Genomic DNA, 26,344 nt, shown 5'->3' with positions numbered 1-26,344 from the left:
TTATTGCCCCAATTTGCGCGGTTGCCAGGTCTTGATGACCAGCGTCACGTCCAGATCGGTACCGTGCAGCTTGATCCGCTCGGGCAGCCAGTATCCGTTCTGTTCGGCATAGCTGAGGTATTCGACCTGCCAGCCATCCTGATCCAGATTGGCCAGACGGCTGTTGCCGTCCAGGGTCAGACGGCTTTTGCTGTCCGGTGCCGGGAGGCCTCGAACCCACCAGGCCAGATGCGAGACCGGCAGTTTCCAGCCCAGTTGCTCTTCGACCAGCGCTTCCGGAGTCGGCGCTTCATAACGGCCCTGATTCGCCACTTCCAGCGACACTGCGCCCGGACGGCCGGTCAGTCGCGCCGCGCCACGACCCAGCGGGCCGGACAGGCGGATGTCGTAGTAATCCTGACGTTGCAGCCAGAACAGCGTGCCGCTGCCCGAATCTTTCGGGGCGCGGATGCCGATCTTGCCATCGATCTGCCAGCCGTCGAGGCCGGTCAGTTGTTGTTTGTGCTCGCGCCATTGGCCCGGATTGCCGTGGCCTTCGACCGATTCACGGGCGCCGAAGCCCGCGCAACCGGCGAGCAGGGCGATGAAGCTGAAAACTATGACGTGGCGCAAAAACATGAGTTAAAGAGTCTCGGATCCGGTCAGGCGCTTGATGGTGCTGCGCAGGATGGTGCTGTCAGGCTGGTCTTTGAGGAACTTGCCCCAGATTTGTTTTGCTTCGCGCTGTTTGCCCTTGGCCCACAGCACTTCGCCCAGATGCGCGGCGACTTCATGATCGGGGAAACGCTCGAGGGCCTGACGCAGGTATTTCTCGGCGTCTTCCAGATTGCCCATGCGAAAGTTCACCCAGCCGAGGCTGTCGAGCACTGCCGGGTCTTCCGGGTTGATCTGGTGCGCCTGCTCGATCAGCGCCTTGGCTTCAGCGTAGCGGGTGGTGCGGTCGGACAGCGTGTAGCCGAGGGCGTTGAGGGCCATGGCGTTGTCCGGATCGCGCTTGATGATCAGGCGCAGGTCTTTTTCCATCTGCGCCAGGTCATTGCGTTTTTCCGCCTGCATCGCGCGGGTGTAAAGCAGATTCAGATCGTCCGGGTACTGCTGCAAGGCTTGTTGCAGGACTTTCCAGGCCTTGTCGCCCTGATTATTGGCGGACAGGGTTTCGGCTTCGATCAGGTACAGCTGGATCGCGTAATCCGGCTGCTCGTCACGCTCGGCGGCCAGTTTGCTCTGGGCTTCGGCGGTCTTGCCGTTGTTCATCAGAATATCGGCCTGACGCAGTTGCGCCGGCAGATAGTCGTTGCCCGGGCCGACCTGGGCATACTCGATGAGCGCGCCTTGCGGGTCGTTGCGCTCTTCGGCAATGCGGCCCAGGTTCAGGTGCGCCGAATCGACATGGCTTTCCCGGGCGATCAGGTCTTCCAGATAGCCCTTGGCCTCGTCCCAGGCCTTGGCTTCAAGGCAGACCAGCGCCAGGGAATAACGCAGTTCGTCGTCTTCCGGGTATTGCTGAACCAGGGTGGAGAACTCGACCTTGGCGTCGTCCATCCTGTCCTGTTCCACCAGCATCCGCGCGTAGGTCAGGCGCAGGCGCTTGTCGTCCGGATACTTCTTGATGCTCTTTTGTAGCAGCGGCAGCGCTTCGTCGCCGCGATTCAGTCCTTGCAGCAGGCGCGCGCGCAGCAGGATCGGGGCGATCTCGCCGTCTTCCGGCGGATGGTCTTCGAGCAGGGCAAGCGCACCTTTGGTGTCGCCATCCTGCTGCATCAGCAGGGCCTTGCCGAAAATCAGCTGATTGTTGTTCGGGTGACGCTGCAACAGGCGGTCGAAGCTTTTCATCAGGCCGTTGCGGGTTTCCTGATCGGTATCGGCGGCCGACAGCGCGAGGAAGTCGAAATGGGTGTCGCCCTTGCCCTGCAGGACTTTCTCCATATAGACCATCGAGTCGTCATAGCGCCCGGCGCGGGCCAGTTGCACGGCGGCGGCGCGTTGCGCTTCGAGGTCGTCCGGGGCGTTTTTCGCCCAGATCAGCGCGGTATCGAGGGCCGGCTGGTCGGCGCCCAGGTACTCGGCGATGCGGAACGCACGCTCGGAAACACCCGGATCCTGGGTGTTGATGGCCTGGGTCACGTAGTTGTCCAGGGCAATGTCGAAACGATTGCGCTGACCGGCGAGCTCGGCGCTCAGCAGGCTGAACACCGTTTCCTGGCTGAACGAGCTGTAAACCTTCGGCTTTTCAGGGGCCGGCGTGGTGTCTTCGACCGGTGAGGCACCGTCCTGCGGAACGGGGGCCAAGGCCTGGCAGCCGCTGAGGAAGACAAAAGCGAGGAGCAACGCGGAAGATCTATTCATATAGGAAGAGGACGACTAACCTGCGGTCGGATCATCATGACACAAGCCTTCGGCCAAACATAACCGAGTCTCGATTGTGGCCATTATAGGGGCCGGCAATTGGGACAATAGTCAGCGGTAGTTGTTCTGAATCTGACGAAGTAGGACAATTGCCGGCTTCACGTCACCATCAGCGACCTTGAATGGCCTTCCTTGCACTCGGTATCAACCACAAGACTGCTTCAGTAGACGTCCGCGAGCGCGTGGCCTTTACCCCTGAGCAGTTGGTGGAGGCCTTGCAGCAGCTCTGCCGACTCACCGACAGCCGCGAAGCTGCGATCCTCTCCACCTGCAATCGCAGTGAGCTGTATATAGAACAGGATCAGCTGTCGGCCGATATCGTGCTGCGCTGGCTGGCCGACTATCACCATTTAAGCCTCGATGAGCTGCGCGCGAGTGCTTATGTGCATGAAGACGATGCGGCCGTTCGTCACATGATGCGCGTCGCCTCCGGGCTCGACTCGCTGGTGCTGGGCGAACCGCAGATTCTCGGCCAGATGAAATCGGCCTACGCCGTGGCCCGCGAGGCCGGCACCATCGGGCCGCTGCTCGGGCGACTGTTCCAGGCGACCTTCAATGCTGCCAAGCAGGTGCGCACCGACACTGCCATCGGTGAAAACCCGGTGTCCGTGGCGTTTGCCGCCGTCAGCCTGGCCAAACAGATTTTCAGCGACCTGCAACGCAGCCAGGCCCTGCTGATCGGTGCCGGCGAGACCATCACCCTGGTCGCCCGCCATCTGCATGAACTGGGTGTCAAGCGCATCGTGGTCGCCAACCGGACGCTGGAGCGCGCCAGCCTGCTCGCCGAGCAGTTCGGTGCCCACGCAGTGTTGCTCTCGGACATCCCGGCTGAACTGGTGCGCAGCGACATCGTTATCAGCTCCACCGCCAGTCAGTTGCCGATCCTTGGTAAAGGTGCGGTGGAAAGCGCGCTGAAGCTGCGCAAGCACAAGCCGATCTTCATGGTCGACATTGCTGTTCCCCGTGACATCGAGCCGGAAGTCGGCGAACTCGACGACGTTTACCTCTATAGCGTCGACGATCTGCACGAAGTAGTCGCCGAAAACCTCAAGAGCCGTCAGGGGGCAGCGCAGGCGGCCGAAGAGATGGTTTCGGTCGGCGCCGGCGATTTCATGGTGCGCCTGCGCGAGCTGGCGGCGGTCGATGTGCTCAAGGCCTATCGTCAACAGAGTGAACGCCTGCGCGACGAAGAACTGCAAAAGGCCCTGCGCCTGCTGGCCAATGGCGGCAACGCCGAAGACGTCCTCGGGCAACTGGCCCGTGGCCTGACCAACAAACTCCTGCACGCTCCGAGCGTGCAGTTGAAAAAGCTTTCTGCCGAAGGCCGCCTCGATGCGCTGGCCATGGCTCAGGAACTCTTTGCCCTCGAGGGCTCACCGGATAGCTTTTCGGATAAAAAACCGCAATGAAAGCGTCACTGCTCAATAAGCTGGACATTCTCCAGGACCGTTTCGAGGAACTGACCGCGCTGCTCGGCGACGGCGAAGTCATTTCCGACCAGACCAAATTCCGCGCCTATTCCAAGGAATACGCCGAACTTGAGCCGGTGGTACAAGGCTATAAAAAGTTGCTCGGCGTACAAAGCGATCTTGAAGGCGCGCAGGCGCTGCTCAAGGACAGCGACCCGGACATGCGTGAAATGGCCGTGGAAGAAGTCCGCGAAGCCAAGGAATTGCTGATCACGCTGGAATCCGATCTGCAGCGCATGCTGCTGCCCAAGGATCCCAACGACGGGCGCAACGTGTTTCTCGAAATCCGCGCCGGCACCGGTGGTGACGAGGCGGCGATCTTCTCCGGTGACCTGTTCCGCATGTACTCGCGTTACGCCGAACGCCGTGGCTGGCGCGTGGAGATCCTCTCGGAGAACGAAGGCGAACACGGCGGCTATAAAGAAGTCATCGCCCGCATCGAAGGCGACAACGTTTACGGCAAGCTGAAATTCGAATCCGGCGCGCACCGCGTACAGCGTGTACCCGCCACCGAATCCCAGGGCCGTATCCACACCTCGGCCTGCACCGTGGCGGTGTTGCCCGAGCCGGACGAGCGTGAAGCCATCGAGATCAACCCGGCGGATTTGCGCGTCGACACTTACCGCTCCTCCGGGGCCGGTGGTCAGCACGTCAACACCACCGACTCGGCGATCCGCATCACCCACATCCCGACCGGCACCGTTGTCGAGTGCCAGGAAGAACGTTCCCAGCACAAGAACCGTGCCCGGGCGATGGCCTGGCTGGCGGCCAAGCTCAACGACCAGCAGACCGCTGCGGCGGCCAACGCCATCGCCAGCGAACGTAAATTGCTGGTGGGTTCCGGTGACCGCTCCGAGCGCATCCGCACCTACAACTTTGCCCAGGGCCGGGTCACCGATCATCGCGTCAACCTGACCCTGTATTCCCTCGATGAAATCCTCGCCGGTGGCGTCGAAGCGGTGATCGAGCCGTTGCTGGCCGAATACCAGGCTGACCAGCTCGCAGCGATAGGTGAGTAAATGACCATCATCGCCAGCCTGTTGCGCGCCGCCGAACTGCCGGATTCGCCCAGCGCGCGTCTGGACGCCGAATTGCTTCTGGCCGCCGCGCTGGGCAAGTCGCGCAGTTTTCTCCACACCTGGCCCGAGCGCATCGTGCCCAGCGAAGCCGCACTGGTCTTTGCCGAATACCTGCAACGCCGCCGCAGCGGCGAGCCGGTGGCCTACATTCTGGGCCAGCAGGGTTTCTGGAAGCTGGATCTGGAAGTCGCACCGCACACGCTGATCCCGCGCCCGGACACCGAACTGCTGGTGGAAGCCGCGCTGGAGTTGCTGCCGGCGACCCCGGCCAAAGTTCTCGATCTGGGCACCGGCAGCGGGGCGATTGCCCTGGCTCTGGCCAGCGAGCGCCCGGCGTGGAAGGTCACCGCCGTGGATCGCGTGCTGGAAGCCGTGGCCCTGGCCGAACGCAATCGCCAGCGTCTGCACCTGAATAACGCAACGGTGCTGAGCAGTCACTGGTTCAGCGCCCTTGAAGGCAAGCGTTTCGAGCTGATCATCAGCAACCCGCCGTACATCCGCGCCGCCGATCCGCATCTGGTTGAAGGTGATGTGCGTTTCGAGCCGGAAAGCGCCTTGGTGGCCGGCATCGACGGGCTCGACGATCTGCGGCTGATCATCGCCCAGGCGCCGGCCCATCTCGAGGCCGGTGGCTGGCTGATGCTCGAACACGGCTATGATCAAGCCGAAGCCGTGCGCGATCTGCTGCTGACGCAAGGTTTTGACGAAGTCCACAGCCGCACCGATCTGGGCGGCCATCAACGGATCAGCCTGGGGCGCCTGCCGTGCTGAATGATCAGGAATTGTTGCGCTACAGTCGGCAGATCCTGCTGCAACACATCGACATCGATGGCCAGTTGAAGCTCAAGGACAGCCGGGTATTGATCGTCGGCCTCGGTGGTCTCGGTGCGCCGGTGGCCTTGTATCTGGCGGCGGCGGGTGTCGGTGAGTTGCACCTGGCGGATTTCGACACGGTCGACCTGACCAACCTGCAACGCCAGATCATCCACGACACCGACAGCGTCGGCATGACCAAGGTCGACTCGGCGCTCAAGCGCCTGAGCGCGATCAATCCTGAAATCAAACTGGTGCCTCATCGTCAGGCGCTGGACGAGGATTCCCTCGCCGCAGCCGTGGCGGCGGTGGATCTGGTGCTCGACTGCTCGGACAATTTCTCTACCCGCGAAGCGGTCAACGCCGCGTGCGTGGCGGCACGCAAGCCCTTGGTCAGCGGCGCGGCGATCCGCCTCGAGGGGCAACTCTCGGTGTTCGACCCGCGTCGCGCCGAAAGCCCGTGCTACCACTGCCTGTACGGTCACGGCAGCGAAGCCGAACTCACTTGCAGCGAAGCCGGCGTGGTCGGGCCGCTGGTCGGTCTGGTCGGCAGCCTGCAAGCGCTGGAAGCCTTGAAGTTGCTGGCGGGTTTTGGCGAACCACTGGTGGGCCGTCTGCTGTTGATCGATGCGCTGGGTTCGCGCTTCCGTGAGCTGCGGGTCAAGCGCGACCCCGGTTGCAGCGTCTGTGGTTCGCAGCATGCGTGAAGCGCCGATCGCCGTATTCGACTCCGGTGTCGGCGGCGTGTCGGTGCTGGCGGAAATCCAGCACCTGCTGCCGAATGAATCGCTGCTGTACCTCGGCGATTGCGGCCACATCCCTTATGGCGAGAAAACCCCGGAATTCATCCGCCAGCGTTGTAGCGTGATGGCCGGTTTTTTCCGCGAGCAGGGGGCCAAGGCGCTGGTGATCGCGTGCAATACCGCGACCGTGGCCGGCGTTGCCGATCTGCGCCGGGACTTTCCCGACTGGCCGATTGTCGGGATGGAGCCGGCGGTCAAACCGGCCGCCGCGGCCACCCGCAGCGGCGTGGTCGGCGTACTCGCCACCACCGGCACCTTGCAGAGCGCCAAGTTCGCCGCATTGCTCGACCGCTTCGCCACGGATGTGCGGGTCATCACTCAGCCGTGTCCTGGACTGGTCGAGCGGATTGAAAGCGGCGATCTGCACAGCGCCGAGTTGCGTGCATTGCTCAAGCACTACGTTGACCCGCTACTGGCCAGCGGCTGCGACACGATCATTCTGGGCTGCACCCATTACCCGTTTCTCAAGCCGATGCTCAAGTCGATGATCCCCGAGAGCATCAGCCTGATCGATACCGGCGCGGCGGTAGCGCGGCAACTGCAGCGGCTGCTGGCCGAGCGTGATCTGCTCGCCGAAGGTCCGAACCGGCCGGTCAGATTCTGGACCAGCGCCGATCCCGCGTCTTTACGCAAGACCCTGGTCCTGCTGGACCAAGTCGTTGGCGATGTTGAAAGATTCACTTTGTAAAAAAAATGTGAAATATCTAAAAAGTCAGCTGAACTTCTGACCAAGCGCAGATTTCTATAGCGCAGAGTGACCTAGAAAACCAAACGATCGTTCCGGAAAAGGAAGTTTCAAAGTGAAGCGACTATTCTGCTTGGCCGCGATTGCGGCTGCACTGATGGGGCAAAGTTTTACCGCACAGGCTGCTGGCGTCGAGTTTGCAGTGGGTGCTACCAGCGATTCGACGATGACTTATCGCCTGGGCATGAATTTCGACTGGGACAAGAGCTGGCTGCAAAGTGACGTCGGTCGTCTGACCGGTTACTGGAGCGGTGCCTACACTTATTGGGAAGGCGACAAGACGTCGAGCAACAACAGCCTGTCGTTCTCGCCGGTATTTGTTTACGAGTTTGCCGGTCAGTCGGTCAAACCGTATGTCGAGGCGGGGATCGGCGTGGCGCTGTTCTCCAACACCGAATACGAAGACAACAAGCTCGGCGGTTCTTTCCAGTTCGAAGACCGTATCGGTTTCGGCCTGCGCTTCAATGGCGGGCATGAGGTGGGAATCCGTGCGACGCACTATTCCAACGCAGGTCTGAGCAGCGACAACGATGGGGTCGAAAGCTACGCATTGCATTACACGATGCCGCTATAAGCCCCCAGAAAGTCAGCCCCGTAAAAAAGGAGCGCCTAGCGCTCTTTTTTTTATTCAGCGATACGCCGTGGCAATTCCCTGGCGTTCGTCGATGCATTCCGGGGCGCCCATTTCGAATTCGCGGCAGATCAGCGGGCGCTTCTCGTAAATCGTGCACATCATCGTGTCGCGATCCAGCGCCGCGCACCAGCCGTCGTCCAGACGCAGCATCACCTCGCCACCCCAATCGTCGGTATCGATAAAACGCTCGGGGACGCCAGTGTCGGTGATCAGCATCACCTCAAGCTGACAGCAGCAGGCTGCACAGGTCGAACAGGTGACCTCAGGCTCGGCAATTTGCCGATGGGGAATGGTTTTCATGGCGCCAGTGTACGGCAGTGACCGGTGAGCGTGTGAAAGGCCTGACAGGCGTTTAACGCGCCAGCCGTCGGGACAATTGGTGCAGCAGCGGAAACAGCAACGCCCACAGCAGTGCGATGCCGATCAGGGTCGGTAACTCACCGAAAGGAAATTGCACACCGGCCAGTCGTCCGCCGGCGCCATAGGACAGCGCGCCACCTGCCGCGCCGAGCAGACTGGCCAGCCACCACGGCCGTGCGCTCCATTGCAGGCAATGACGCAATGTCGTGGCGAACAACGCCCACAGCAACATCAGCCACAGCGGAATCAGCGGCGACAGATCCTTGAACTCGAAAACCCCGAGGCCGCGCAACACGCTGTCCACCGCCGTGCCGATAATCACCACGCTGAGGATCAATCGGCCTTCATGCGCCCAATTGCTGATCCAGCGCAGATGAATCACCAGCACCGCCAGCGCCAGCAGCAACCACAAACTGTTACCGCCGAGCACGCAGGCCAGCCAGCCGATCTGGAACAGCACCGCGTTGGCCAACCGCTCAAGCATCGAATCGGCCCAGCAAAGGCGCGGTCATCGCCGCCGGTTTGGCCAGCACCAGCTGTGCGGTGCCGATGGTGCGCTCGAGGAATCCACCCTCGCAGTAACACAGGTAGAACTCCCACAACCTGAGGAAGTAATCGTCATAGCCCAGTTCGCTCAGACGGCCGTGCGCATGGCGAAAGTTCTCGTGCCACAGACGCAGGGTGCGGGCGTAATGCAGGCCGAAATCTTCCATGTGCAAAAGGTTCATGTCGGTGTCGCGGCCGACGATTTCGAGCATTTTCTGCACGCAGGGCAGGGCGCCGCCGGGGAAAATGTAGCGCTGGATGAAGTCCACGCCACGGCGCGCCTGTTCGTAGCGCTGTTCGCGGATGGTGATTGCTTGCAACAGCATCAGGCCGTTGTTCTTGAGCAGGTGCGCGCACTGTTTGAAGTAGGTCGGCAGGAAGCGGTGGCCGACCGCCTCGATCATTTCGATCGACACCAGTTTGTCGTACTGGCCGGTGAGGTCGCGGTAGTCCTTGAGCAGCAGCGTCACTTGATCCTGCAAACCGAGGCGTTCGATGCGGGCCGCGGTGAAGGCGAACTGCTCCTTCGACAGCGTGGTGGTGGTGACTTTGCAGCCGTAGTGCTGCGCCGCGTAGAGCGCCATGCTGCCCCAGCCGGTGCCGATTTCCAGAAGGTGGTCACCGGGCTTGAGCGCGAGTTTCTGGCAGATCCGCTCCAGTTTGTTCAGTTGCGCCTGCTCCAGGCTGTCGTCGGGGCTGAGAAACTGCGCAGCCGAATACATCATGGTCGGGTCGAGGAACTGCTCGAACAGGTCATTGCCGAGGTCGTAATGCGCGGCGATGTTTTTCTGCGAGCCCTGGCGCGTATTTCGGTTGAGCCAGTGCAGCCCGCGCACCAGCGGGCGACCGAGCCGGGCCAGGCCACCTTCCATGGCGTCGAGCACTTCAAGGTTGCTGACGAACACACGCACTACGGCCGTCAGATCCGGCGAGCGCCAGTAGCCATGAATAAAGGCCTCACCGGCACCGATCGAACCATTGCCGGCGACCAGCCCCCAGACGGCGGGATCCAGCACCTGAATTTCCCCCACCAGCGTGCTGCCCGGCGTACCAAAGACGTGGCGTTCGCCGTCCTCGATCACGATCAGTTGACCCTGCTTGAGCTGCTCGAGCTTGCGCAGCACTCCCCGGCGCAGCAGCGATCCGCTCAGGCCGTGGGGGCTGAGCAGGCTGGCTTTGGCCGAGACGCTAGTGGATTTCATGGTGGCGTTCCTCGGTCGGTACGGTGGCGGTTCGAAAGCGGTCGTCGGCACGCTGGTGGTCATACACCGGGGTGCGCTTGAGCAACAGGCGCAGCGCCTGCCAATAAATCGCCAGCGCGGTCTTGGCGGTCATCCAGGGGAAGCGCCACAGGTGCCGGTGCAAGTGGCGCCGATCAAGGGGGACGCGTCGCAGATCGAGGGTGGCGTCGAACAGTTTTTGCTCGCCTTGCCAGTCGGCCATGTGCACACCCAGGACCTGCGCGGCAGGGCTGAAGCTCATGCGGTATTCCAGGTCCGGCGGCAGGAATGGCGAGACATGAAACGCCTTGGCCACGGCAAAGTGCTGGTGAAAGTCCTGCAGATTGCTGGGCGCTCTGGCCGGCAACACGTAGTGATAACGCTCGCGCCACGGAGTGTTGCGGACTTCGCAGAGAATCGCCGCCAGTTGGCCGTCGGCCTCGTGGCAATAGAAAAAACTCACCGGGTTGAACGACAGGCCCCAGCTGCGCGGCTGGGTCAGCAGGCAGATCGAACCTTGCGGTGCATGGCCCACGGCTTCGCCGACCAGCTGGCGCACCGCATCGCTCAAGCGTATACCCCGGCCGGTGAAGGTTTTCAGGTAGTCGGTTTCGCGGAATGAAAACGGCGCAAAGCGGCTGGCACCGGCCAGCCGGGACAGGCCCAGCACCGTCTCCTGCTCAGCCAGATCGAGATACAGCATGCCGATCCGGTAACGGAATTCATGACGGCGTGGGGCAAATCGCCGATGGGCGATCCAGCCACTGTAGAGCGCGCTGTTCACAGGCTTTCTCCAAAGGACGCGGCCACGCGCAAAGCGCTGACCACGCCGTCCTCATGGAAACCGTTGGCCCAATAGGCGCCGCAATAATGCGTGTGTTGCGCGCCGTCGATTTCAGCCCAGCGCTGCTGTGCCGCCACGGCCGCGAGGCTGAATTGCGGGTGGGCATAGGTGAAGCGCGCCAGCACCTTGGACGGCGTGATGCCAGCGCTCTGGTTAAGGCTGACGCAGAACGTGGTGTCGCTCTGGAGGCCTTGCAGAATGTTCATGTCGTAGGTCACGGCTGCCCGGGTATGACCCGCTCCGCCGAGGCGATAATTCCAGCTGGCCCAGGCCCGTTTGCGTGTGGGCAGCAGACGGGTGTCGGTGTGCAGCACCACTTCGTTGTCGGCGTAGGGCAGGGCGCCGAGGATTTCCCGTTCTTTATCGTCAGGACTTCCCAGCAGTCGCAACGCCTGATCGCTGTGACAGGCCAGCACCACTTTGTCGAAACGTTCGATGCCGGCCGGGCTGTGGATAACCACGCCGTGCGCGTCGCGATCGATCCGACCCACCGGGCAGTTCAGGCGGATGCGTTCCTTGAACGACGCGGTCAGCGGCGCGATGTAAGCACTTGAGCCACCCTCGATCACCTGCCACTGCGGCCGGTTGCTGATCGACAGCAACCCGTGATTCTCGAAAAAACGCACGAAGAACTGCAACGGAAAATTAAGCATCTCGGCCATCGGCATCGACCAGATCGCCGCGCCCATCGGCACGATGTAATGCAGGATGAAACGCTCGCCGTACCCGCCGGCCTTGAGGTAATCGTCCAGGGTGGTGTCGGCGGCGATTCGCTGTTCGGCGAGGTCGCGCCGAGCCTCTTTGTTGAACCGCAGGATGTCGCGCAGCATGCCCCAGAACCCGGGGGACAGCAGATTGCTGCGTTGGGCGAACAGGCTGTTCAGGTTGTTGCCGTTGTATTCCAGGCCAGAGTCCGGATCGTTGACCGAAAAGCTCATCTCGGTGGGTTTGAACGTCACACCCAGTTGGCCAAGCAAACGAATGAAGTTCGGATACGTCCAGTCGTTGAACACGATGAAGCCGGTGTCCACCGAATACTCACGCCCGTCCACGGTGACCGGCACCGTGTGCGTATGGCCGCCGATCCGGGCGTCTGCTTCGAACACGGTGATTTCGTGTCGGCGTGCGAGCAGGTACGCGCAGGTCAAACCGGCGATGCCGCTGCCGACGATGGCGATTTTCATGTTGCATCCCTGAGCGGCGGGTTGCTGCGCACCATGCGTTTGCCAATCGCCAGTTGTACGCGGGCGGGCATTTTCGACAAGGGCCACAGGGCTGCCATGAACAGTGCGGGGAAGGCGATCTCCAGCGGCCGATCCTTCAGCTTGGCGAAGATATGCCGCGCGGCTTTGTCCGCAGGCCAGCTGAGTGGCATCGGAAAATCATTTTTGGCGGTCAGCGGTGTATCGACGAATCCTGGGCTGATTACCGTGACTTCAATACCTTCGTCCGCCAGGTCGATGCGCAGGGATTCGAACAGATAACGCAGCCCGGCCTTCGATGCGCCATAGGCTTCGGCGCGTGGCAGCGGCACATAGGTCACCGAGCTGGCCATCCCCACCAGATGCGGTGCCGTACCTTTGCGCAGCAAGGGCAGGGCGGCTTCGATGCAATAGCTGCTGGCGAGCAGGTTGGTACGCACCACGTGCTCGATGATCGAGGCGTCGAACTGGTGAGCGTCGACGTATTCGCAGGTCCCTGCATTGAGGATGACGGTATCCAGCGAGCCCCAGTCCGCGGCTATCTGTTCGCCAATTTCGCGTACGGTCTGGCTGTTGGTCAGATCGCCGGGCAACACCAGAACCTGTCCCGGATACCGTTGTGACAGAACCTTGAGCGGCGCGACCTGGCGGGAACTGACCGCCAGCTGTGCACCGCTTTTGAGAATGTCTTCCGCGAGTGCTGCGCCGATGCCACTGCTGGCACCGGTCAACCAGTAACGACGTGGAGCTGTACGACTCATCCCAATCTCCTTTTCAGCCAGGCGATCACCCGGCCCAATACAGGTAAATGTTCATAAAGCAGCGCTCCGGCATCGAAGTAATCCCGATGGCGGTAAACCTTGTCGCGCCAGAGCAGGTGCGAGCAGCCGGCGACACGGATCAGTTGTCCACCGCTCAGGCGCGGGTGGCGGTAACTCATGACCCAGCGCAGATAACCTTCGCCTTCGCCGATCTGGTCGAAGCCGTGGAAATCGAAGCGCAGTTCGTTGACGTTGGCGTACAACTCGCTGAAGTAACCGCGCAGGTTCGTCAGCCCCTGCACTTCGTGCAGCGGATCGGTGAAATGAATGTCCTCGCTGTACAGTCCGTCCAGGGTGCGCAAGTTGTCTTTGTTCAACTGTGCGAACCGCAGGGCGAAACCGCGCAGGAATTCACTCATCGCTCACTCCTTGAGACGCGCGTGACGGCAGGTTTTTGAACGCTGCCAGCGCCCGCTCCCGCGACGCACTCAGATTGACAATCGGCGGCGGATAGTCCGCCACGCCGAACAGCCCGCCGGCACTGGCCGGGTTGTGCACTTCTTTCTTGTTCAGCCCGGCCAGCTCCGGCAGCCAGTGCTTGATGAACAGGCCTTCGCTGTCGAATTTTTCCGACTGGCTGAGCGGGTTGAAGATGCGGAAATACGGCGCCGAATCGGTGCCGGTCGAGGAACTCCACTGCCAGCCGCCGTTGTTGGCGGCCAGATCGCCGTCGATCAGGTGGCGCATGAAGAAACGCTCGCCTTCGCGCCAGTCGATCAACAGGTTCTTGGTCAGAAACATCGCCACCACCATCCGCAGGCGGTTGTGCATCCAGCCGGTTTCCAGCAGTTGGCGCATGGCTGCATCGATGATCGGCAAGCCGGTGCGCGCCTCTTGCCAGGCGGCCAGATCCTCTGGTGCGTCGCGCCAGGCCAGGGCTTCGGTTTCCGGACGGAATGCGCGATGCCGTGAAACCCGTGGATAACCGACGAGGATGTGCTTGTAGAACTCGCGCCAGAGCAATTCATTGATCCAGGTGACAGCCCCGACCTTGCCGCTTTCGAATTCGCCCTGATTGCTTTGCAGGGCGGCGTGCAGGCATTGGCGCGGCGAGATCACGCCGGCAGCCAGATAGGCCGAAAGCTGGCTGGTGCCGGGTTTGGCCGGGAAGTCTCGTTCGCTCTTGTAGTAGTCGATCTGTGCATCGGCGAACGTGTCCAGGCGACGCCGGGCTTCGGATTCACCGGCGGGCCACAAGGCGCGCAGGGAGTCGCCGGGTGTCGGGAACCCTTCGATGGCCGCGGGAACCGGGTCGCTGGCGATGTTCAGCGAGGATTGCTTGCCCGGCGCCTGTTTCAGCGAAGGCATCGAGCGGTGCAAGCGTTCGTAGCAGACCTTGCGGAACTGGCTGAACACCTGAAAGTAAGTGCCTGTCCGGGTCAGCACACTGCCGGGCTTGAACAGCAATTGGTCGAGGTAACTGTGGAAGGTGATGCCTGCCGCTTGCAACGCTTCGGCAACTGCCTCGTCGCGACGGCTTTCGTTGATGCCGTATTCTTCGTTGACGTGCACCGCCTCGATCTTTAGTTGCCGACACAGTTCGAGCAGCACCGCCGGTGCCTGATCCCAGTGAGGCGCGGTGCGGATCAATAGCGGGATGTTCAGATCGCCAAGGCTTTTGCTCAACTCACGCAGGTTGCGCAGCCAGAAATCGATCTTGCACGGCGCGTCGTCATGTTCCTGCCATTGCTCAGGGCTCAACAGGTACACGGCGACGGTCGGGCCGCGTTCGGCGGCGGCCGCGAGGGCGGTGTGGTCATGTTGGCGCAAGTCGCTGCGCAGCCAGATCAATTGCATGTCGGTCTCTGTCGGAATCATTAAATCAACCCACGCTCAATGAGTGCCCGATGTGCCGAAAGGGGGTCTTCGGCCAGGAACAAATCAGCGAGTTCGGAAGTCTTTGCGGACAGCTCGGTGTGGTGGATACACACCGTTGGTCCGACAATCAGTTTTGGGCAGTTGACACCGTTGAACAGTTTCGGTAGATGCGCCAGGTTCAGGGCTTTGCTGGAATACAGCAGTACGCCACGGGCTTGCAGGGTATCGGTTGCCAATGCCAGTTCGCCGGCCGGCAGCGGCCAGTCGAGCACCTGCACCGGGCAATCGGCGCTGCTGATCAGCCAGGCGCAGAGCCACAGATGCGGCTCCAGTGGCAGGTCCGACTGGTTGATCAGCAGCAGCGGCGCGGTGCGCAACTGACGATTGTTATGGTAGATGCGTGCGCCGAATTTGCTGCGCAACCAGGCATAAAAGAACACCCGCTCCATCTGCGCGCCGAACTGGCCCTGCCAGCGCTGTTCAAGATCGCTTAGTAGCGGCAGCAGCAATTGCTCGCACAGAGTGCGTGGCGGATACAGCGCCATCGCCTGGTTGATGCCGTCGTCGAGGCTGCGCTCGTTCAGGTGGGTGACCGCCAGCAGGGCGGCCTGGCGCAGCGGATGCCATTCGTCCTGCGCCGGTTCGTTGAACGTCTGCGCGGTGTCGAGCAGCGGTTTGACCTGGCTGACCGCTACGCCACGGTTGAGCCAGGTAAGGATGTTCTGGATACGTTGCACATGCTCAGCGTTGTACAAGCGATGGCCCTTGGGCGTGCGCTGCGGAACGATCAGCCCATAGCGCCGTTCCCAGGCGCGCAGGGTGACGGCGTTCACGCCGGTCTGACGGGCGACTTCGCGGATCGGCAGCCAGCCCTCGTCGAGGGCTTTCTTGAAGTCGGCGCCGAGGTCTTCCCGGGCGCTGGTGTCGGGTGAGTCGTTCATCAAATGGCGTTTCGCAGGCTGAGGTTTTCCGGATGCGGTTGCAGGTACACCTGCTGCGCAATGTAGGGATCCGGGTGGAGGCGAAAGTGATGCTTGAGCAGCGTCAGCGGCACCACCAGCGGCACGATGCCGTGCCGGTACTGGCCGATGATGTGCTGCACTTCCTGTTTGTCTTCGGGGCTGATCGCCTGTTTCAGGTAGCCACTGATGTGCTGCAGGACGTTGCTGTGGGTACGGCGGGTGGCGCATTTTTTCAGTGCCGCCATCAGTTCGCTGAAATAGCGCGGGCCCAGCTCGGCCGGGTCGGTCTGGCCCATGTTGCCCAGCAGATTGCCCAGCGCCTTGTATTGCACCGGGTTGTGCGCCATCAGCAGGTATTTGTAGCGCGAGTGGAATTCGGTGAGCACGCGGCGGCTCAGGCCCTGCTTGAGCACTTGTTGCCATTCGCGGTAGGCGAGCACGCGGGTGATGAAATTCTCCCGCAGCACCGGATCGTTGAGACGCCCGGCTTCTTCCACCGGCAGATCCGGGTGCTGTGCACAGAACGCCTCGGCGTAGATGCCACGCCCACCACCATTCACCGGTGCGCCGTTGGCGTGGTAGACCTTGACTCGCTCAAGTCCGCAGGACGGCGATTGCTGCATGAAGATGTAGCCGCAGATGTCATTGAGCTCCCCGGCCATTTTCTCGCCGTAGGCGGCCAATGGCTGGGTGACGTTGATCGACGGATTGACGGTGCCGACTGCATCAGGCTTTTGCGGATCGCCCACCAGCCGAATCGGCTCGCGGGGAATCCCCAGACCAATCGCTACTTCAGGACAGACGGGAACGAATTCGAAATGCTCGGCCAGGGTGCGGCTGCACAGCCGCGATTCCTTGTGCCCGCCGTTGTAGCGCACTTCGGCGCCCATCAGGCAGGCGCTGATGGCGATTTTCGGTAGGGACGTCGATGAGTCGGACATGCAGCAACCTCGAATCTGAACCTGTACAGACAAATAGATTTGTACACCATGCTTTCAGCATAGATTTATGGGTGTACAAGTCAAACTTTTTGTATAAGTTTTTTTGAGGTTTTTAGCGCCAGCCCATTTTCCAGCGTGAATCATCCTGCAGGGCATGCCAGCCGCATTGCTCAGTACGCCGGGTCAGCACCGCCTGCAGTTCGATTTCCAGCACCGTGCCGTCCTCGTCGCGGAACAGTTCGGTCACCAGAAAATGCTTTTCGCGGTTTTGCGGGTGGGCTGCTGTCCATTTCGACAGCAGCAATTTTCGCGGGTTGATGCGATTCACTGCAGGTGTTCGTGCAAGCGTCTTGCCGCCTCCTGGCCACTGAGCCATGCCCCTTCGACCCGACCCGACAGGCACCAGTCGCCACAGGCATACAGGCCCAGATCGGCGTCGGCCAGGGTGCCCCATTCATGACTGCTGGCCGGCCGGGCATAGAGCCAGCGGTGGGCGAGGCTGAAGGTCGGGGCCGGCATGGCGCTGTGCAGCAACTCGGCGAAGGCACCGTGCAATTGTTCGATCACCGCTTCCTTGGGCAGATCGATGTGCTGCCGGCTCCAGGCACTGGTGGCGTGCAGGACCCAGGTGTCGCACGTGGTGTCGCGTCCCGGTTTGCTGCGGTTGCGGGCCAGCCAGTCGAGGGCGCTGTCCTGGACGAAGCAGCCTTCGATTGGCGTATCCAGCGGTGTATCGAAGGCGAGGGCGACGGCCCAGGTCGGGTCCATTTTCACGCCGGCGGCGGCACCGGCGAGTTTCGGTGCGGAGGCCAGCAGGGCAGTAGCCTGAGGCGCCGGTGTGGCGACCACCACGTGGCTGAATGGTCCGTGGGTGAAACCTTCGGCATCTTGCAGGTGCCAGTGTTCTTCGCCGCGATAGACCTCGGTGATCCGGCAGGCGAAATGCACTTCCAGGCCATCGAGCAGGCCCCGGGTGATGGCGCTCATGCGCGGCGTGCCGACCCAGCGGGTCTGTTCGTCCGGCGACAGGTTCAACTGCCCGCCATGAAAGGTGTAGAGCTGCGGTGCCCATTCGGCGACCCAGCCTTTGCTTTGCCAGCGCTGGACTTCGGTCACGAAGCGCCGATCACGGGCGGTGAAGTATTGCGCACCCATGTCCAGCGAACCGGCATCGCTGCGCTTGCTCGACATGCGCCCGCCGCTGCCGCGACTTTTATCGAACAACTGAACGGTATGCCCGGCATCTGTCAGCGCCTGGGCGGCGGAGAGTCCGGCGATGCCGGTGCCAATGATTGCGATAGGTACAGTCATAGGGGCCTCGTTTACCTTTCTGTACAGACTACGCCGTGGATGAAACCTGTACAATTATGTTTTTTGGTATAACTTCCAGCGTTCTTGTTCTGACAGCTTGGCCTATGGTTAAACAATAGAGCCTGCCCGATAGAAAAGATCCCTGTTTATAAAAATAGACTAGTGATCGGGGTAAAACGCCACGCGAGGAAGAAGTCATGCACATATTGCTGACCGGCGGTACTGGATTGATCGGACGTCAGCTTTGCCGGCACTGGTCCGCACAGGGGCATCGCCTGACGGTCTGGAGTCGTCGTCCGGAAAAAGTCGCGAAAATCTGTGGCGCCCAGGTGCGTGGCATTGCGCGTCTGGAGGACCTTGGCGACGAACCGGTCGACGTGATTGTCAACCTGGCCGGCGCGCCGATTGCCGACCGGCCGTGGACCCATCGGCGCAAGGCGTTGTTGTGGAGCAGTCGGATTACGCTGACCGAAGCGTTGCTGGCGTGGCTGGAACATCGCGGGCAGAAACCGTCGCTGCTGATCTCGGGCTCGGCCGTGGGTTGGTACGGTGACGGCGGCGAACGCGAGTTGACCGAGGACTCGCCACCGGTGATTGACGATTTCGCCAGCCAGTTATGCATCGCCTGGGAGGAAACCGCGCAACGCGCCGAAGCGATGGACATTCGCGTGGTGCTGGTGCGCACCGGGCTGGTGCTGTCGGCCGAGGGCGGCTTTTTGTCGCGCCTGCTGCTGCCGTTCAAGCTCGGGCTGGGCGGGCCTTTGGGTAACGGTCGGCAGTGGATGCCGTGGATTCATATCGATGACCAAATCGCCCTGATTGATTTTCTTCTGCACCGCGATCAGGCGAGCGGTCCTTATAATGCGTGCGCGCCGAAACCTGTGCGCAATCGCGAATTCGCCAAGACCCTGGGCAGCGTGTTGCACCGCCCGGCGTTCATGCCGATGCCGGCCCTTGCCTTGAAGGTCGGGCTCGGCGAGATGTCATTGCTGTTGCTGGGTGGCCAACGGGCCACGCCCAAACGCTTGCTGGAAGCGGGATTCACTTTCCGGTTCACGGATTTACGCGCGGCCCTGGACGATCTTTCCAGCCGCCTCTGAAATAGGACGTTGCATGACCGATCACGCCTTGCTTCTGGTCAACCTGGGTTCGCCGGCCTCCACTTCGGTGGCCGACGTGCGCCGCTATCTCAATCAATTCCTGATGGACCCGTACGTGATCGACCTGCCGTGGCCGGTGCGGCGTCTGCTGGTGTCGCTGATTCTGATCAAGCGCCCGGAGCAGTCGGCCCATGCCTACGCCTCGATCTGGTGGGACGAAGGGTCGCCGCTGGTGGTACTCAGTCGTCGCCTGCAACAGCAGATGAAGGCGCAGTGGACCCACGGCCCGGTGGAGCTGGCCATGCGTTACGGTGAGCCGTCCATCGAGACAAATCTGCTGAAACTGGTCGCGGCGGGACACAAACGCATCACCCTCGCGCCGCTTTATCCACAGTTTGCCGACAGCACCACGACCACCGTGATCGAAGAAGCCAAGCGGGTGGTGCGCGAGAAAAAACTCGATGTGCAACTGTCGGTGTTGCAGCCGTTCTACGATCAGCCGGAATATCTCGACGCCCTGGTGGCCAGCGCCAAACCGCATTTGCAGCAGGATTACGATCACTTGTTGCTGAGCTTCCATGGTTTGCCTGAGCGGCACCTGACCAAGCTCGACCCGACCGGCAATCATTGCTTCAAAAATGAAGATTGCTGCAAGAACGCCTCGGCTGCCGTATTGGCCACCTGTTATCGCGCCCAATGTCTGCGCACAGCGGCGTTGTTCGCTGAGCGCATGGGGCTGCCGGACGGCAAGTGGTCGGTGTCGTTTCAGTCGCGGCTGGGCCGGGCGAAATGGATCGAGCCCTACACCGAAGCGCGGCTGGATGAACTGGCCAAAAGCGGCGTGAAGAAGATTCTGGTGATGTGCCCGGCGTTCGTCGCCGATTGCATCGAGACCCTGGAAGAGATCGGCGATCGCGGCAAGGAACAGTTTTGTGAGGCAGGGGGCGAGGAGTTGGTGCTGGTGCCGTGCCTGAATGACGAACCTCAATGGGCGAAGGCGTTGGCAACACTTTGTGAACGGGCGCCACTGGCCCTCTAGTAAGAGCCAAAAGCTTCGCGAGCAAGCCCGCTCCCACATTTGATTGCATTTCAATGTGGGAGCGGGCTCGCTCGCGAAGGCTGACTGTCAGGCGATGAAGATCTAAAAGTTTAGATCAGCGGCTCATCCGCCTTTTTCTGCTTCCAGCCGTCATTGCCCGGCAGCAGCAGGTTAAGCGCAATCGCCACCACCGCGCACAGCGCGATGCCTTTGAGACCGAAGTCGTCCGGACCTGTGCCGGTGCCGACCAGCACACCGCCGATACCGAACACCAGGGTTACCGAAACGATCACCAGATTGCGCGCTTCGCCCAGGTCGATCTTGTGACGGATCAGGGTGTTCATCCCCACTGCCGCGATCGAACCGAACAGCAGACACAGAATCCCGCCCATCACCGGCACTGGAATACTTTGCAGCAGGGCGCCGAACTTGCCGATGAACGCCAGGCTGATGGCGAAGATCGCCGCCCAGGTCATGATTTTCGGGTTGTAGTTCTTCGTCAGCATCACCGCGCCGGTCACTTCCGCGTAGGTCGTGTTGGGCGGACCGCCGAACAGGCCGGCTGCCGTGGTGGCGATACCGTCACCGAGCAGGGTGCGATGCAGGCCCGGCTTCTTCAGGTAGTCGCGACCCGTCACGCTGCCGACGGCAATCACGCCGCCGATGTGTTCGATGGCCGGGGCCAAAGCTACCGGGACGATGAACAGGATTGCCTGCCAGTTGAACTCCGGTGCGGTGAAGGCCGGCAAGGCGAACCACGGTGCCGCGGCAATTTTTGCCGTGTCGACCACGCCGAAGTAGAAGGACAGGGCAAAACCCACCAGCACGCCGGAAATGATCGGCACCAGACGGAAAATGCCCTTGCCGAACACCGCCACGATCAACGTGGTCAGCAGCGCCGGCATCGAGATCATCATGGCGGTCTGGTAATGGATCAGTTCCGAACCGTCGCCGGCCTTGCCCATCGCCATGTTCGCGGCAATCGGCGCCATGGCCAGACCGATGGAAATGATCACAGGACCGATCACCACCGGCGGCAGCAAACGGTCAATGAACCCGGTGCCTTTGATCTTCACGGCCAGGCCGAGGAAGGTGTAGACGAAACCGGCCGCCATCACGCCGCCCATGGTCGCGGCGAGGCCGAACTGGCCCTTGGCGAGAATGATCGGGGTGATGAAAGCGAAGCTCGACGCCAGGAATACCGGCACCTGACGCCCGGTGACGATCTGGAACAGGATCGTTCCCAGACCTGCGGTAAACAGTGCCACGTTCGGGTCAAGGCCCGTGATCAGTGGCATCAGCACCAGGGCGCCGAAAGCCACGAACAGCATCTGTGCGCCGGACAGCACGGTGCGCCAGAGCGGATCGTTGAACTCTTGCTGCATGCTTACGCGTCCTTCTGCTTGGTGCCGAAGATCTTGTCACCGGCATCGCCAAGCCCAGGAATGATGTAACCGTGCTCGTTGAGTTTCTGATCAATGGACGCGGTGTAGATGATCACGTCCGGGTGAGCTTTCTCGACAGCGGCAATGCCTTCCGGCGCGGCAACCAGCACCATCGCGCGGATGTCCTTGCAACCGGCTTTCTTCAGCAGGTCGATGGTTGCGACCATGGAGCTGCCGGTGGCGAGCATCGGGTCGATGATCATCGCCAGGCGTTCGTCGATTTCCGGAACCAGTTTTTCCAGGTAGGTGTGGGCCTGCAGGGTTTCTTCGTTACGGGCAACGCCGACGGCGCTGACCTTGGCGCCCGGGATCAGGCTGAGCACGCCTTCGAGCATGCCGATGCCGGCACGCAGGATCGGCACGACGGTAATTTTCTTGCCGGCGATTTTCTCGACCGACACAGTGCCGCACCAACCTTCGATATCGTAGGTTTCCAACGGCAGGTCTTTGGTCGCTTCATAGGTCAACAGGGCACCGACTTCCTGCGCGAGTTCGCGGAAATTCTTGGTGCTGATGTCTGCACGGCGCATAAGGCCAAGTTTGTGACGGATCAGCGGATGGCGGATCTCTTGGATGGACATGGGGAAAGGCTCCGGCGGCGGGCAAAAAAACCGGCCTAGATTAATCTATCCAACGGTGATGTCCTATAGGACATACAGTACGTTAGTCCACAAATGCTTGATTCGGCCGTGCGGGATGCGTACCTTTGCCCGCTTTTCCGAAACAGACCCCCCTTGGAGAGCGCCATGTCCGCTGATCTCGAGCATATCCGTCAAATCATGCGAGAGGCTGACTGCCTGTACACCGAAGCTGAAGTCGAGGCTGCCATTGCCCGCGTCGGTGCACAAATCAACGAACAACTGGCCGACAGCAACCCGGTGGTGTTCTGCGTGATGAACGGCGGCCTGATCTTCTCCGGCAAACTGCTGACCCATCTGCAGTTCCCGCTGGAAGCGTCCTACCTGCACGCCACCCGCTATCGCAACGAAACCAGCGGCGGCGACCTGTTCTGGAAAGCCAAGCCGGAAGTCTCGTTCATCGACCGCGATGTGCTGATCATCGACGACATTCTCGACGAAGGGCACACCCTGGGCGCGATCATCGACTTCTGCCGTCACGCCGGCGCGCGCAAAGTGCACACCGCCGTGCTGATCGACAAGGACCACGACCGCAAGGCCCGTCCTGACCTGAAAGCCGATTTCGTCGGTCTGCCGTGCATCGACCGTTACATCTTCGGCTACGGCATGGACTACAAAGGCTACTGGCGCAACGCTAACGGGATCTTCGCCGTCAAAGGCATGTAAGCCGCGCCCGGATCTCAATGTGGGAGCAAGCCCGCTCCCACAGTTGTTTTCGGTGTGCTGATCCACTTGTGTACACCCATGCTAGAGTGCTCGGCCCCGCCTCCCGGAGTCTGTCATGAGCCTCTTGATCCGCAGCTGCGCCGCCCTGTTGCTGACCCTCAGCCTGCCCCTGGCCGCCGCCCCGATGCACAGTCAATTCCTGCCGCCGGACGACCTGACCCTGCGTGATGCCGATCCCGAGCAGCAGCAACTGTTGCAGGTCACCGATTATTCCGTGGTGGTCGGCGCTCAGCGCCAGTCCAATCAGCAGCCGATTCCGGTCACCTCTTCGTTGATGATCCGCCTCAAAGGCAAGTCCCTGAACAAAGGGGCGACGATCAATCAGGTGCTGGTCAACTTCGATGGCGAAAGCAAAAGCCTGAAAAAACCGGTGTATGACGACAAGAGCAAGACCCTGACGCTCTACTACCCGCTGGCCCAGTACCGGGTGGTGATCGATCTGTTGCGCAACGATACGGTCTACGTGCAATTTCTCAGTTACGCCAACGGCCACATCTGGGCCGATTTGCACACCGGCAGCACGCGCTCGCGTTGAGCCTTGTGCCTGCGCAGGGGTAAACTGCCCGCCCCGTGAAATGTCTGCGAGCTGGAGTCGGCAATGCGTAAAGATAAGAAGCAAGTGATTGGTGACGAGATCGGCGATGAGCAGATCAAGCTGTTCCTCGATTTTGAGCCGGTCGACGCCACCTCGCCGTCGCTGCACAAACTGGTCAAGGCTTACCGTGGCCTGCGCATCGACGATTTCGAACGCTTCCTGACGTTCTTCGTCGAAGCCGGTTATGACCTCGATGGCAAGGACGAGCACGGCAAGACTTTCATCGACCAGATCCGCGATCAACGCAACGCTGCGGAATACATCGAGCTGATCGAGAAAGCCCGCGTCTGATATCCGCGGCTTTCCCAAGGCATAAAAAAACGCCCCGCACTCACTGAGTGCGGGGCGTTTTTTTATGTCGCAATATCAAGCGAAGCTTGGGGTCTCGCTGCTTTCTTCAACCAGTTCAAGCGCAATGTTGTTCTGCGTGTTGATCTTGCGATACAGCGCCGCGTCGGTTTCCAGGACCTTTTCACGGGCCGGGAAGATTTCCGCCAGTTTGGCAGCCCATTCACCCTTGGCCTTGGCCGGGAAGCACTTCTCGATCAGTTCCAGCATGATCGAGACGGTCACCGAAGCACCCGGCGAAGCACCGAGCAGGGCGGCGAGGGAGCCGTCCTTCGCAGCCACCAGTTCGGTACCGAACTGCAGGATGCCGCCCTTTTTCGGGTCTTTCTTGATGATCTGCACCCGTTGGCCGGCCACTTCCAGGCGCCAGTCTTCGGCTTTCGCCTCGGGGTAGAAACGGCGCAGGGATTCCAGGCGCTGTTCCATCGACTGCATCACTTCGCTGACCAGGTACTTGGTCAGGTCCATGTTGTTTTTCGCCACGGCCAGCATCGGCCCGATGTTGCCGGCGCGAACCGACAGCGGCAGGTCCATGAAAGAGCCATGCTTGAGGAACTTGGTGGTGAAGCCGGCGTATGGCCCGAACAGCAGGGATTTCTTGCCGTCGACCACGCGAGTGTCCAGGTGCGGTACCGACATCGGTGGCGAACCCACGGCGGCCTGGCTGTAAACCTTGGCTTGGTGATGCTTGACCACTTCCGGGTTGTCGCAACGCAGCCACTGGCCGCTGATCGGGAAGCCGCCGAAGCCTTTGCTTTCTTCGATGCCCGAAGCCTGCAGCAGCGGCAGGGCCGCGCCACCGGCGCCGAGGAACACGAACTTGGCGTCGACTTCACGGCTGCTGCCGCTGTTGACGTCCTTGATGCTGACGGTCCAGCCGTTGGCGTTACGCTTGAGGCCGGTCACGCGCTTGCAGTACTTGACCTGGGCATCGGGGGCGCTGGTCAAGTGCTTGAGCAGCTGATTGGTCAGAGCGCCGAAGTTGACGTCGGTGCCGTTGATCACGCGGGTGGCGGCGAGCACCTGGTCTTTCGGACGACCCGGCATCATCAGCGGCATCCACTCGGCCATCTTCGCCTTGTCTTCGGTGTACTCCATGTCGGCGAAGGCGTGGTGCTTGTGCAGCACGTTGAAGCGTTCCTTGAGGAATGAAACGCCTTTTTCGCCCTCAACGTAGCTCAGGTGCGGCACCGGGCTGATGAAGGATTTGCACGAACCGAACGTGCCTTTCCTGGTCAGGTACGACCAGAACTGCTTCGACACCTCGAACTGGGTGTTGATGTGCACGGCCTTTTTGATGTCGACGGTGCCGTCGGCAGCCTGCGGCGTGTAGTTCAGCTCGCACAGGCCGGCGTGGCCGGTACCGGCGTTGTTCCATGGGTTGGAACTCTCCGCGGCACCGGAATCCATCAGCTCGACGACTTCCAGCTTGATCGCCGGGTCGAGTTCCTTGAGCAGTACTGCAAGGGTGGCACTCATGATGCCGGCCCCAACCAGAACTACGTCGACTGCTTCGTTATGCGCCATTTAACGCGTCTCCAAAATCTGCAGCACCAAATTGTCGGCATGGCTGCCAGGCGTCCAGGGCAGGTCAGTGAGGCCCCGGGTATCCTTGGTCAGGTGTGCCATGTCCGAATCTTCGCAATTTTTCGCAACTTCGACGGATGCGTGCGGCCTGGCTTCAAGAGTCCCATGAACTCATTTCGGCACGGGGCTGGCAATTCGACTTATGGTCGAGACATCCGTTTGTGCAACCAAATCCGTAGCGGACAGGCTTCAGGCTCCGGTAGTCGAGGCGTTCCCGTTCCTGTGTCGTTGGGCTGTTTCAGACGCTAATGGTGCATGTTCAGACGCAAAACTATTCATTTGCTCGCCACACTCTTGTGAAGTTGTGAAAACCCGTTTTTTTCACGCTCTTTTGAAGACGTGAACCTCAAAAAGGGCTGTCCGGGGCTGGCACCGTGCCCGGAGGGGCAAACAACTCAGTGGCCGAGCGTCATGACAGCTCTGCAGATTCGCGAAAAGCGGGATTTGCCAGGGAAACAGCAAGCACGCCAGCTTCACTCGATCTGTGTGGGCGGCTCTCTGTGGGCGATTTGGATGCCAATGCAAGCGCATTGACGCTGTTGCGGGGCCCGATCAGGAGACGTCCTTATAATCGGGGGGAGATTGTATCGAAGAAATGCGCGGAGTTGGTCGAGTTTAATGACTTTTATTAGGCATCCGGTCAGATGCTCAACATCGCCTGAGCGCGTGCGCGTGGGCGCTGCTGTTCGACCCGGGCGCTGGCGGGCAGTGGCTGGTGCAGCCAGTTGAGACGGATTTCCTCGATTTCCACCCAGCCATCACCCATCGGTTGCAGGCTGCATTGCTTGAAGGCCTGGCAATGGCCGTTGCGGTCGAGCAGGGCGAAGCTGCGGTGCAGCGGGCGTGGGGCGAACAACGAGATCAGATAGCGCATGGCAGTGCTCCTTTGGGG

29 protein-coding genes are annotated in these 26,344 nt (G+C 61.1%); 11 read left to right on the top strand and 18 right to left on the bottom strand.

Features of this window, described 5'->3' with window-relative positions:
- Both lolB and CAG25_RS24490 read right to left on the bottom strand, forming a co-directional pair.
- Nucleotides 1-618, bottom strand: coding sequence for a lipoprotein insertase outer membrane protein LolB (gene lolB, locus CAG25_RS24495; RefSeq protein WP_039766346.1), 618 nt, complete (start codon nt 616-618; stop codon nt 1-3).
- A 3-nt stretch (nt 619-621) separates the two neighbouring features.
- The gene (locus tag CAG25_RS24490) at nt 622-2,346 is read right to left on the bottom strand and encodes a tetratricopeptide repeat protein (RefSeq protein ID WP_039766343.1); all 1,725 of its coding nucleotides are present in this window, start codon (nt 2,344-2,346) and stop codon (nt 622-624) included.
- A 182-nt stretch (nt 2,347-2,528) separates the two neighbouring features.
- On the opposite strand from CAG25_RS24490, the gene hemA reads away from it, so the two are divergent.
- The 6 genes from hemA to CAG25_RS24460 all read left to right on the top strand — a co-directional run bounded on the left by hemA (nt 2,529) and on the right by CAG25_RS24460 (nt 7,889).
- Nucleotides 2,529-3,815, top strand: a complete 1,287-nt coding sequence (gene hemA / locus CAG25_RS24485) for a glutamyl-tRNA reductase (RefSeq protein WP_085613400.1) — start codon at nt 2,529-2,531, stop codon at nt 3,813-3,815.
- Nucleotides 3,812-4,894, top strand: coding sequence for a peptide chain release factor 1 (prfA, locus tag CAG25_RS24480; RefSeq protein WP_007951714.1), 1,083 nt, complete (start codon nt 3,812-3,814; stop codon nt 4,892-4,894). Before hemA ends, prfA begins: the two co-directional genes overlap by 4 nt.
- The gene (gene prmC / locus CAG25_RS24475; RefSeq protein WP_085613399.1) at nt 4,895-5,725 is read left to right on the top strand and encodes a peptide chain release factor N(5)-glutamine methyltransferase; all 831 of its coding nucleotides are present in this window, start codon (nt 4,895-4,897) and stop codon (nt 5,723-5,725) included.
- Entirely contained in the window at nt 5,719-6,474 is a 756-nt protein-coding gene (locus tag CAG25_RS24470) for a molybdopterin-synthase adenylyltransferase MoeB (RefSeq protein ID WP_007951711.1), read from the top strand. Before prmC ends, CAG25_RS24470 begins: the two co-directional genes overlap by 7 nt.
- On the top strand, nt 6,467-7,258 hold the full coding sequence (gene murI, locus CAG25_RS24465) for a glutamate racemase (RefSeq protein WP_085613398.1): 792 nt from the start codon (nt 6,467-6,469) through the stop codon (nt 7,256-7,258). Before CAG25_RS24470 ends, murI begins: the two co-directional genes overlap by 8 nt.
- Nucleotides 7,259-7,370: 112 nt before the next feature.
- A complete protein-coding gene (locus tag CAG25_RS24460) occupies nt 7,371-7,889 on the top strand; it encodes an acyloxyacyl hydrolase (RefSeq protein WP_039766327.1) in 519 nt (172 codons plus the stop codon).
- Nucleotides 7,890-7,943: 54 nt separating this feature from the next.
- Here CAG25_RS24460 and CAG25_RS24455 read toward each other — a convergent pair whose 3' ends face one another.
- From CAG25_RS24455 to CAG25_RS24400, 12 genes are all read right to left on the bottom strand, one after another.
- Nucleotides 7,944-8,249, bottom strand: coding sequence for a YkgJ family cysteine cluster protein (locus CAG25_RS24455; protein WP_007951707.1), 306 nt, complete (start codon nt 8,247-8,249; stop codon nt 7,944-7,946).
- Nucleotides 8,250-8,301: 52 nt separating this feature from the next.
- Nucleotides 8,302-8,793 (bottom strand): DUF2878 domain-containing protein, encoded by a 492-nt coding sequence (locus CAG25_RS24450; RefSeq protein WP_085613397.1) that lies wholly within the window; start codon nt 8,791-8,793, stop codon nt 8,302-8,304.
- Nucleotides 8,786-10,057, bottom strand: coding sequence for a cyclopropane-fatty-acyl-phospholipid synthase family protein (locus CAG25_RS24445; RefSeq protein WP_085613396.1), 1,272 nt, complete (start codon nt 10,055-10,057; stop codon nt 8,786-8,788). Before CAG25_RS24445 ends, CAG25_RS24450 begins: the two co-directional genes overlap by 8 nt.
- Nucleotides 10,044-10,859 (bottom strand): DUF1365 domain-containing protein, encoded by an 816-nt coding sequence (locus tag CAG25_RS24440; protein ID WP_085613395.1) that lies wholly within the window; start codon nt 10,857-10,859, stop codon nt 10,044-10,046. Before CAG25_RS24440 ends, CAG25_RS24445 begins: the two co-directional genes overlap by 14 nt.
- The gene (locus CAG25_RS24435) at nt 10,856-12,103 is read right to left on the bottom strand and encodes an NAD(P)/FAD-dependent oxidoreductase (protein ID WP_085613394.1); all 1,248 of its coding nucleotides are present in this window, start codon (nt 12,101-12,103) and stop codon (nt 10,856-10,858) included. Before CAG25_RS24435 ends, CAG25_RS24440 begins: the two co-directional genes overlap by 4 nt.
- Complete coding sequence (locus CAG25_RS24430; protein ID WP_085613393.1) at nt 12,100-12,882, bottom strand: SDR family oxidoreductase; 783 nt, start codon at nt 12,880-12,882, stop codon at nt 12,100-12,102. The genes CAG25_RS24435 and CAG25_RS24430 overlap by 4 nt, the downstream gene beginning before the upstream one ends.
- Nucleotides 12,879-13,301 (bottom strand): nuclear transport factor 2 family protein, encoded by a 423-nt coding sequence (locus tag CAG25_RS24425; protein ID WP_085613392.1) that lies wholly within the window; start codon nt 13,299-13,301, stop codon nt 12,879-12,881. The genes CAG25_RS24430 and CAG25_RS24425 overlap by 4 nt, the downstream gene beginning before the upstream one ends.
- The gene (gene phrB, locus CAG25_RS24420; RefSeq protein ID WP_143492991.1) at nt 13,294-14,739 is read right to left on the bottom strand and encodes a deoxyribodipyrimidine photo-lyase; all 1,446 of its coding nucleotides are present in this window, start codon (nt 14,737-14,739) and stop codon (nt 13,294-13,296) included. Before phrB ends, CAG25_RS24425 begins: the two co-directional genes overlap by 8 nt.
- 20 nt (nt 14,740-14,759) lie before the next feature.
- Nucleotides 14,760-15,701 carry a MerR family transcriptional regulator gene (locus CAG25_RS24415; RefSeq protein WP_085613390.1) on the bottom strand — a complete coding sequence of 314 codons (942 nt, stop codon included), beginning with the start codon at nt 15,699-15,701 and terminating at the stop codon, nt 14,760-14,762.
- Nucleotides 15,701-16,663 (bottom strand): DUF523 and DUF1722 domain-containing protein, encoded by a 963-nt coding sequence (locus tag CAG25_RS24410; protein WP_039766312.1) that lies wholly within the window; start codon nt 16,661-16,663, stop codon nt 15,701-15,703. The genes CAG25_RS24415 and CAG25_RS24410 overlap by 1 nt, the downstream gene beginning before the upstream one ends.
- A 112-nt stretch (nt 16,664-16,775) precedes the next feature.
- A complete protein-coding gene (locus CAG25_RS24405) occupies nt 16,776-16,991 on the bottom strand; it encodes a TIGR02450 family Trp-rich protein (protein WP_085613389.1) in 216 nt (71 codons plus the stop codon).
- The gene (locus tag CAG25_RS24400; protein ID WP_039766309.1) at nt 16,988-17,974 is read right to left on the bottom strand and encodes an NAD(P)/FAD-dependent oxidoreductase; all 987 of its coding nucleotides are present in this window, start codon (nt 17,972-17,974) and stop codon (nt 16,988-16,990) included. Before CAG25_RS24400 ends, CAG25_RS24405 begins: the two co-directional genes overlap by 4 nt.
- A 197-nt stretch (nt 17,975-18,171) precedes the next feature.
- On the opposite strand from CAG25_RS24400, the gene CAG25_RS24395 reads away from it, so the two are divergent.
- The gene (locus CAG25_RS24395) at nt 18,172-19,074 is read left to right on the top strand and encodes a TIGR01777 family oxidoreductase (RefSeq protein ID WP_039766308.1); all 903 of its coding nucleotides are present in this window, start codon (nt 18,172-18,174) and stop codon (nt 19,072-19,074) included.
- Nucleotides 19,075-19,087: 13 nt separating this feature from the next.
- Nucleotides 19,088-20,113 carry a ferrochelatase gene (hemH, locus tag CAG25_RS24390; protein ID WP_085613388.1) on the top strand — a complete coding sequence of 342 codons (1,026 nt, stop codon included), beginning with the start codon at nt 19,088-19,090 and terminating at the stop codon, nt 20,111-20,113.
- Between the two features lie 110 nt (nt 20,114-20,223).
- Here the strand turns inward: hemH and CAG25_RS24385 are convergent, their stop codons facing one another.
- Entirely contained in the window at nt 20,224-21,498 is a 1,275-nt protein-coding gene (locus CAG25_RS24385) for a uracil-xanthine permease family protein (RefSeq protein WP_039766305.1), read from the bottom strand.
- A gap of 2 nt (nt 21,499-21,500) precedes the next feature.
- Nucleotides 21,501-22,139 carry a uracil phosphoribosyltransferase gene (upp, locus tag CAG25_RS24380; RefSeq protein ID WP_007951682.1) on the bottom strand — a complete coding sequence of 213 codons (639 nt, stop codon included), beginning with the start codon at nt 22,137-22,139 and terminating at the stop codon, nt 21,501-21,503.
- A gap of 165 nt (nt 22,140-22,304) precedes the next feature.
- Here upp and CAG25_RS24375 point away from each other — a divergent pair, with 165 nt between their 5' ends.
- The 3 genes from CAG25_RS24375 (at nt 22,305) to CAG25_RS24365 (ending at nt 23,808) form a co-directional block, all read left to right on the top strand.
- A complete protein-coding gene (locus tag CAG25_RS24375; RefSeq protein WP_007951681.1) occupies nt 22,305-22,862 on the top strand; it encodes a hypoxanthine-guanine phosphoribosyltransferase in 558 nt (185 codons plus the stop codon).
- 115 nt (nt 22,863-22,977) lie between these two features.
- On the top strand, nt 22,978-23,457 hold the full coding sequence (locus CAG25_RS24370; protein ID WP_085613387.1) for a hypothetical protein: 480 nt from the start codon (nt 22,978-22,980) through the stop codon (nt 23,455-23,457).
- 63 nt (nt 23,458-23,520) lie between these two features.
- Nucleotides 23,521-23,808, top strand: coding sequence for a PA4642 family protein (locus CAG25_RS24365; protein WP_085613386.1), 288 nt, complete (start codon nt 23,521-23,523; stop codon nt 23,806-23,808).
- 75 nt (nt 23,809-23,883) lie between these two features.
- Here the strand turns inward: CAG25_RS24365 and mqo are convergent, their stop codons facing one another.
- Together mqo and CAG25_RS24355 are read right to left on the bottom strand one after the other, a co-directional pair.
- A complete protein-coding gene (mqo, locus tag CAG25_RS24360) occupies nt 23,884-25,392 on the bottom strand; it encodes a malate dehydrogenase (quinone) (RefSeq protein ID WP_085613385.1) in 1,509 nt (502 codons plus the stop codon).
- Between the two features lie 700 nt (nt 25,393-26,092).
- A complete protein-coding gene (locus CAG25_RS24355; RefSeq protein ID WP_039766297.1) occupies nt 26,093-26,326 on the bottom strand; it encodes a hypothetical protein in 234 nt (77 codons plus the stop codon).
- Nucleotides 26,327-26,344: the final 18 nt, after the last annotated feature.

It is taken from the genome of Pseudomonas sp. B16(2017) (genome assembly GCF_002113205.1).
Taxonomy (GTDB): Bacteria; Pseudomonadota; Gammaproteobacteria; order Pseudomonadales; family Pseudomonadaceae; genus Aquipseudomonas; species Aquipseudomonas pharyngis.
The sequence above is the reverse complement of the archived record's forward strand: the minus strand, read 5'-3'. Positions and strand labels throughout refer to the sequence as shown.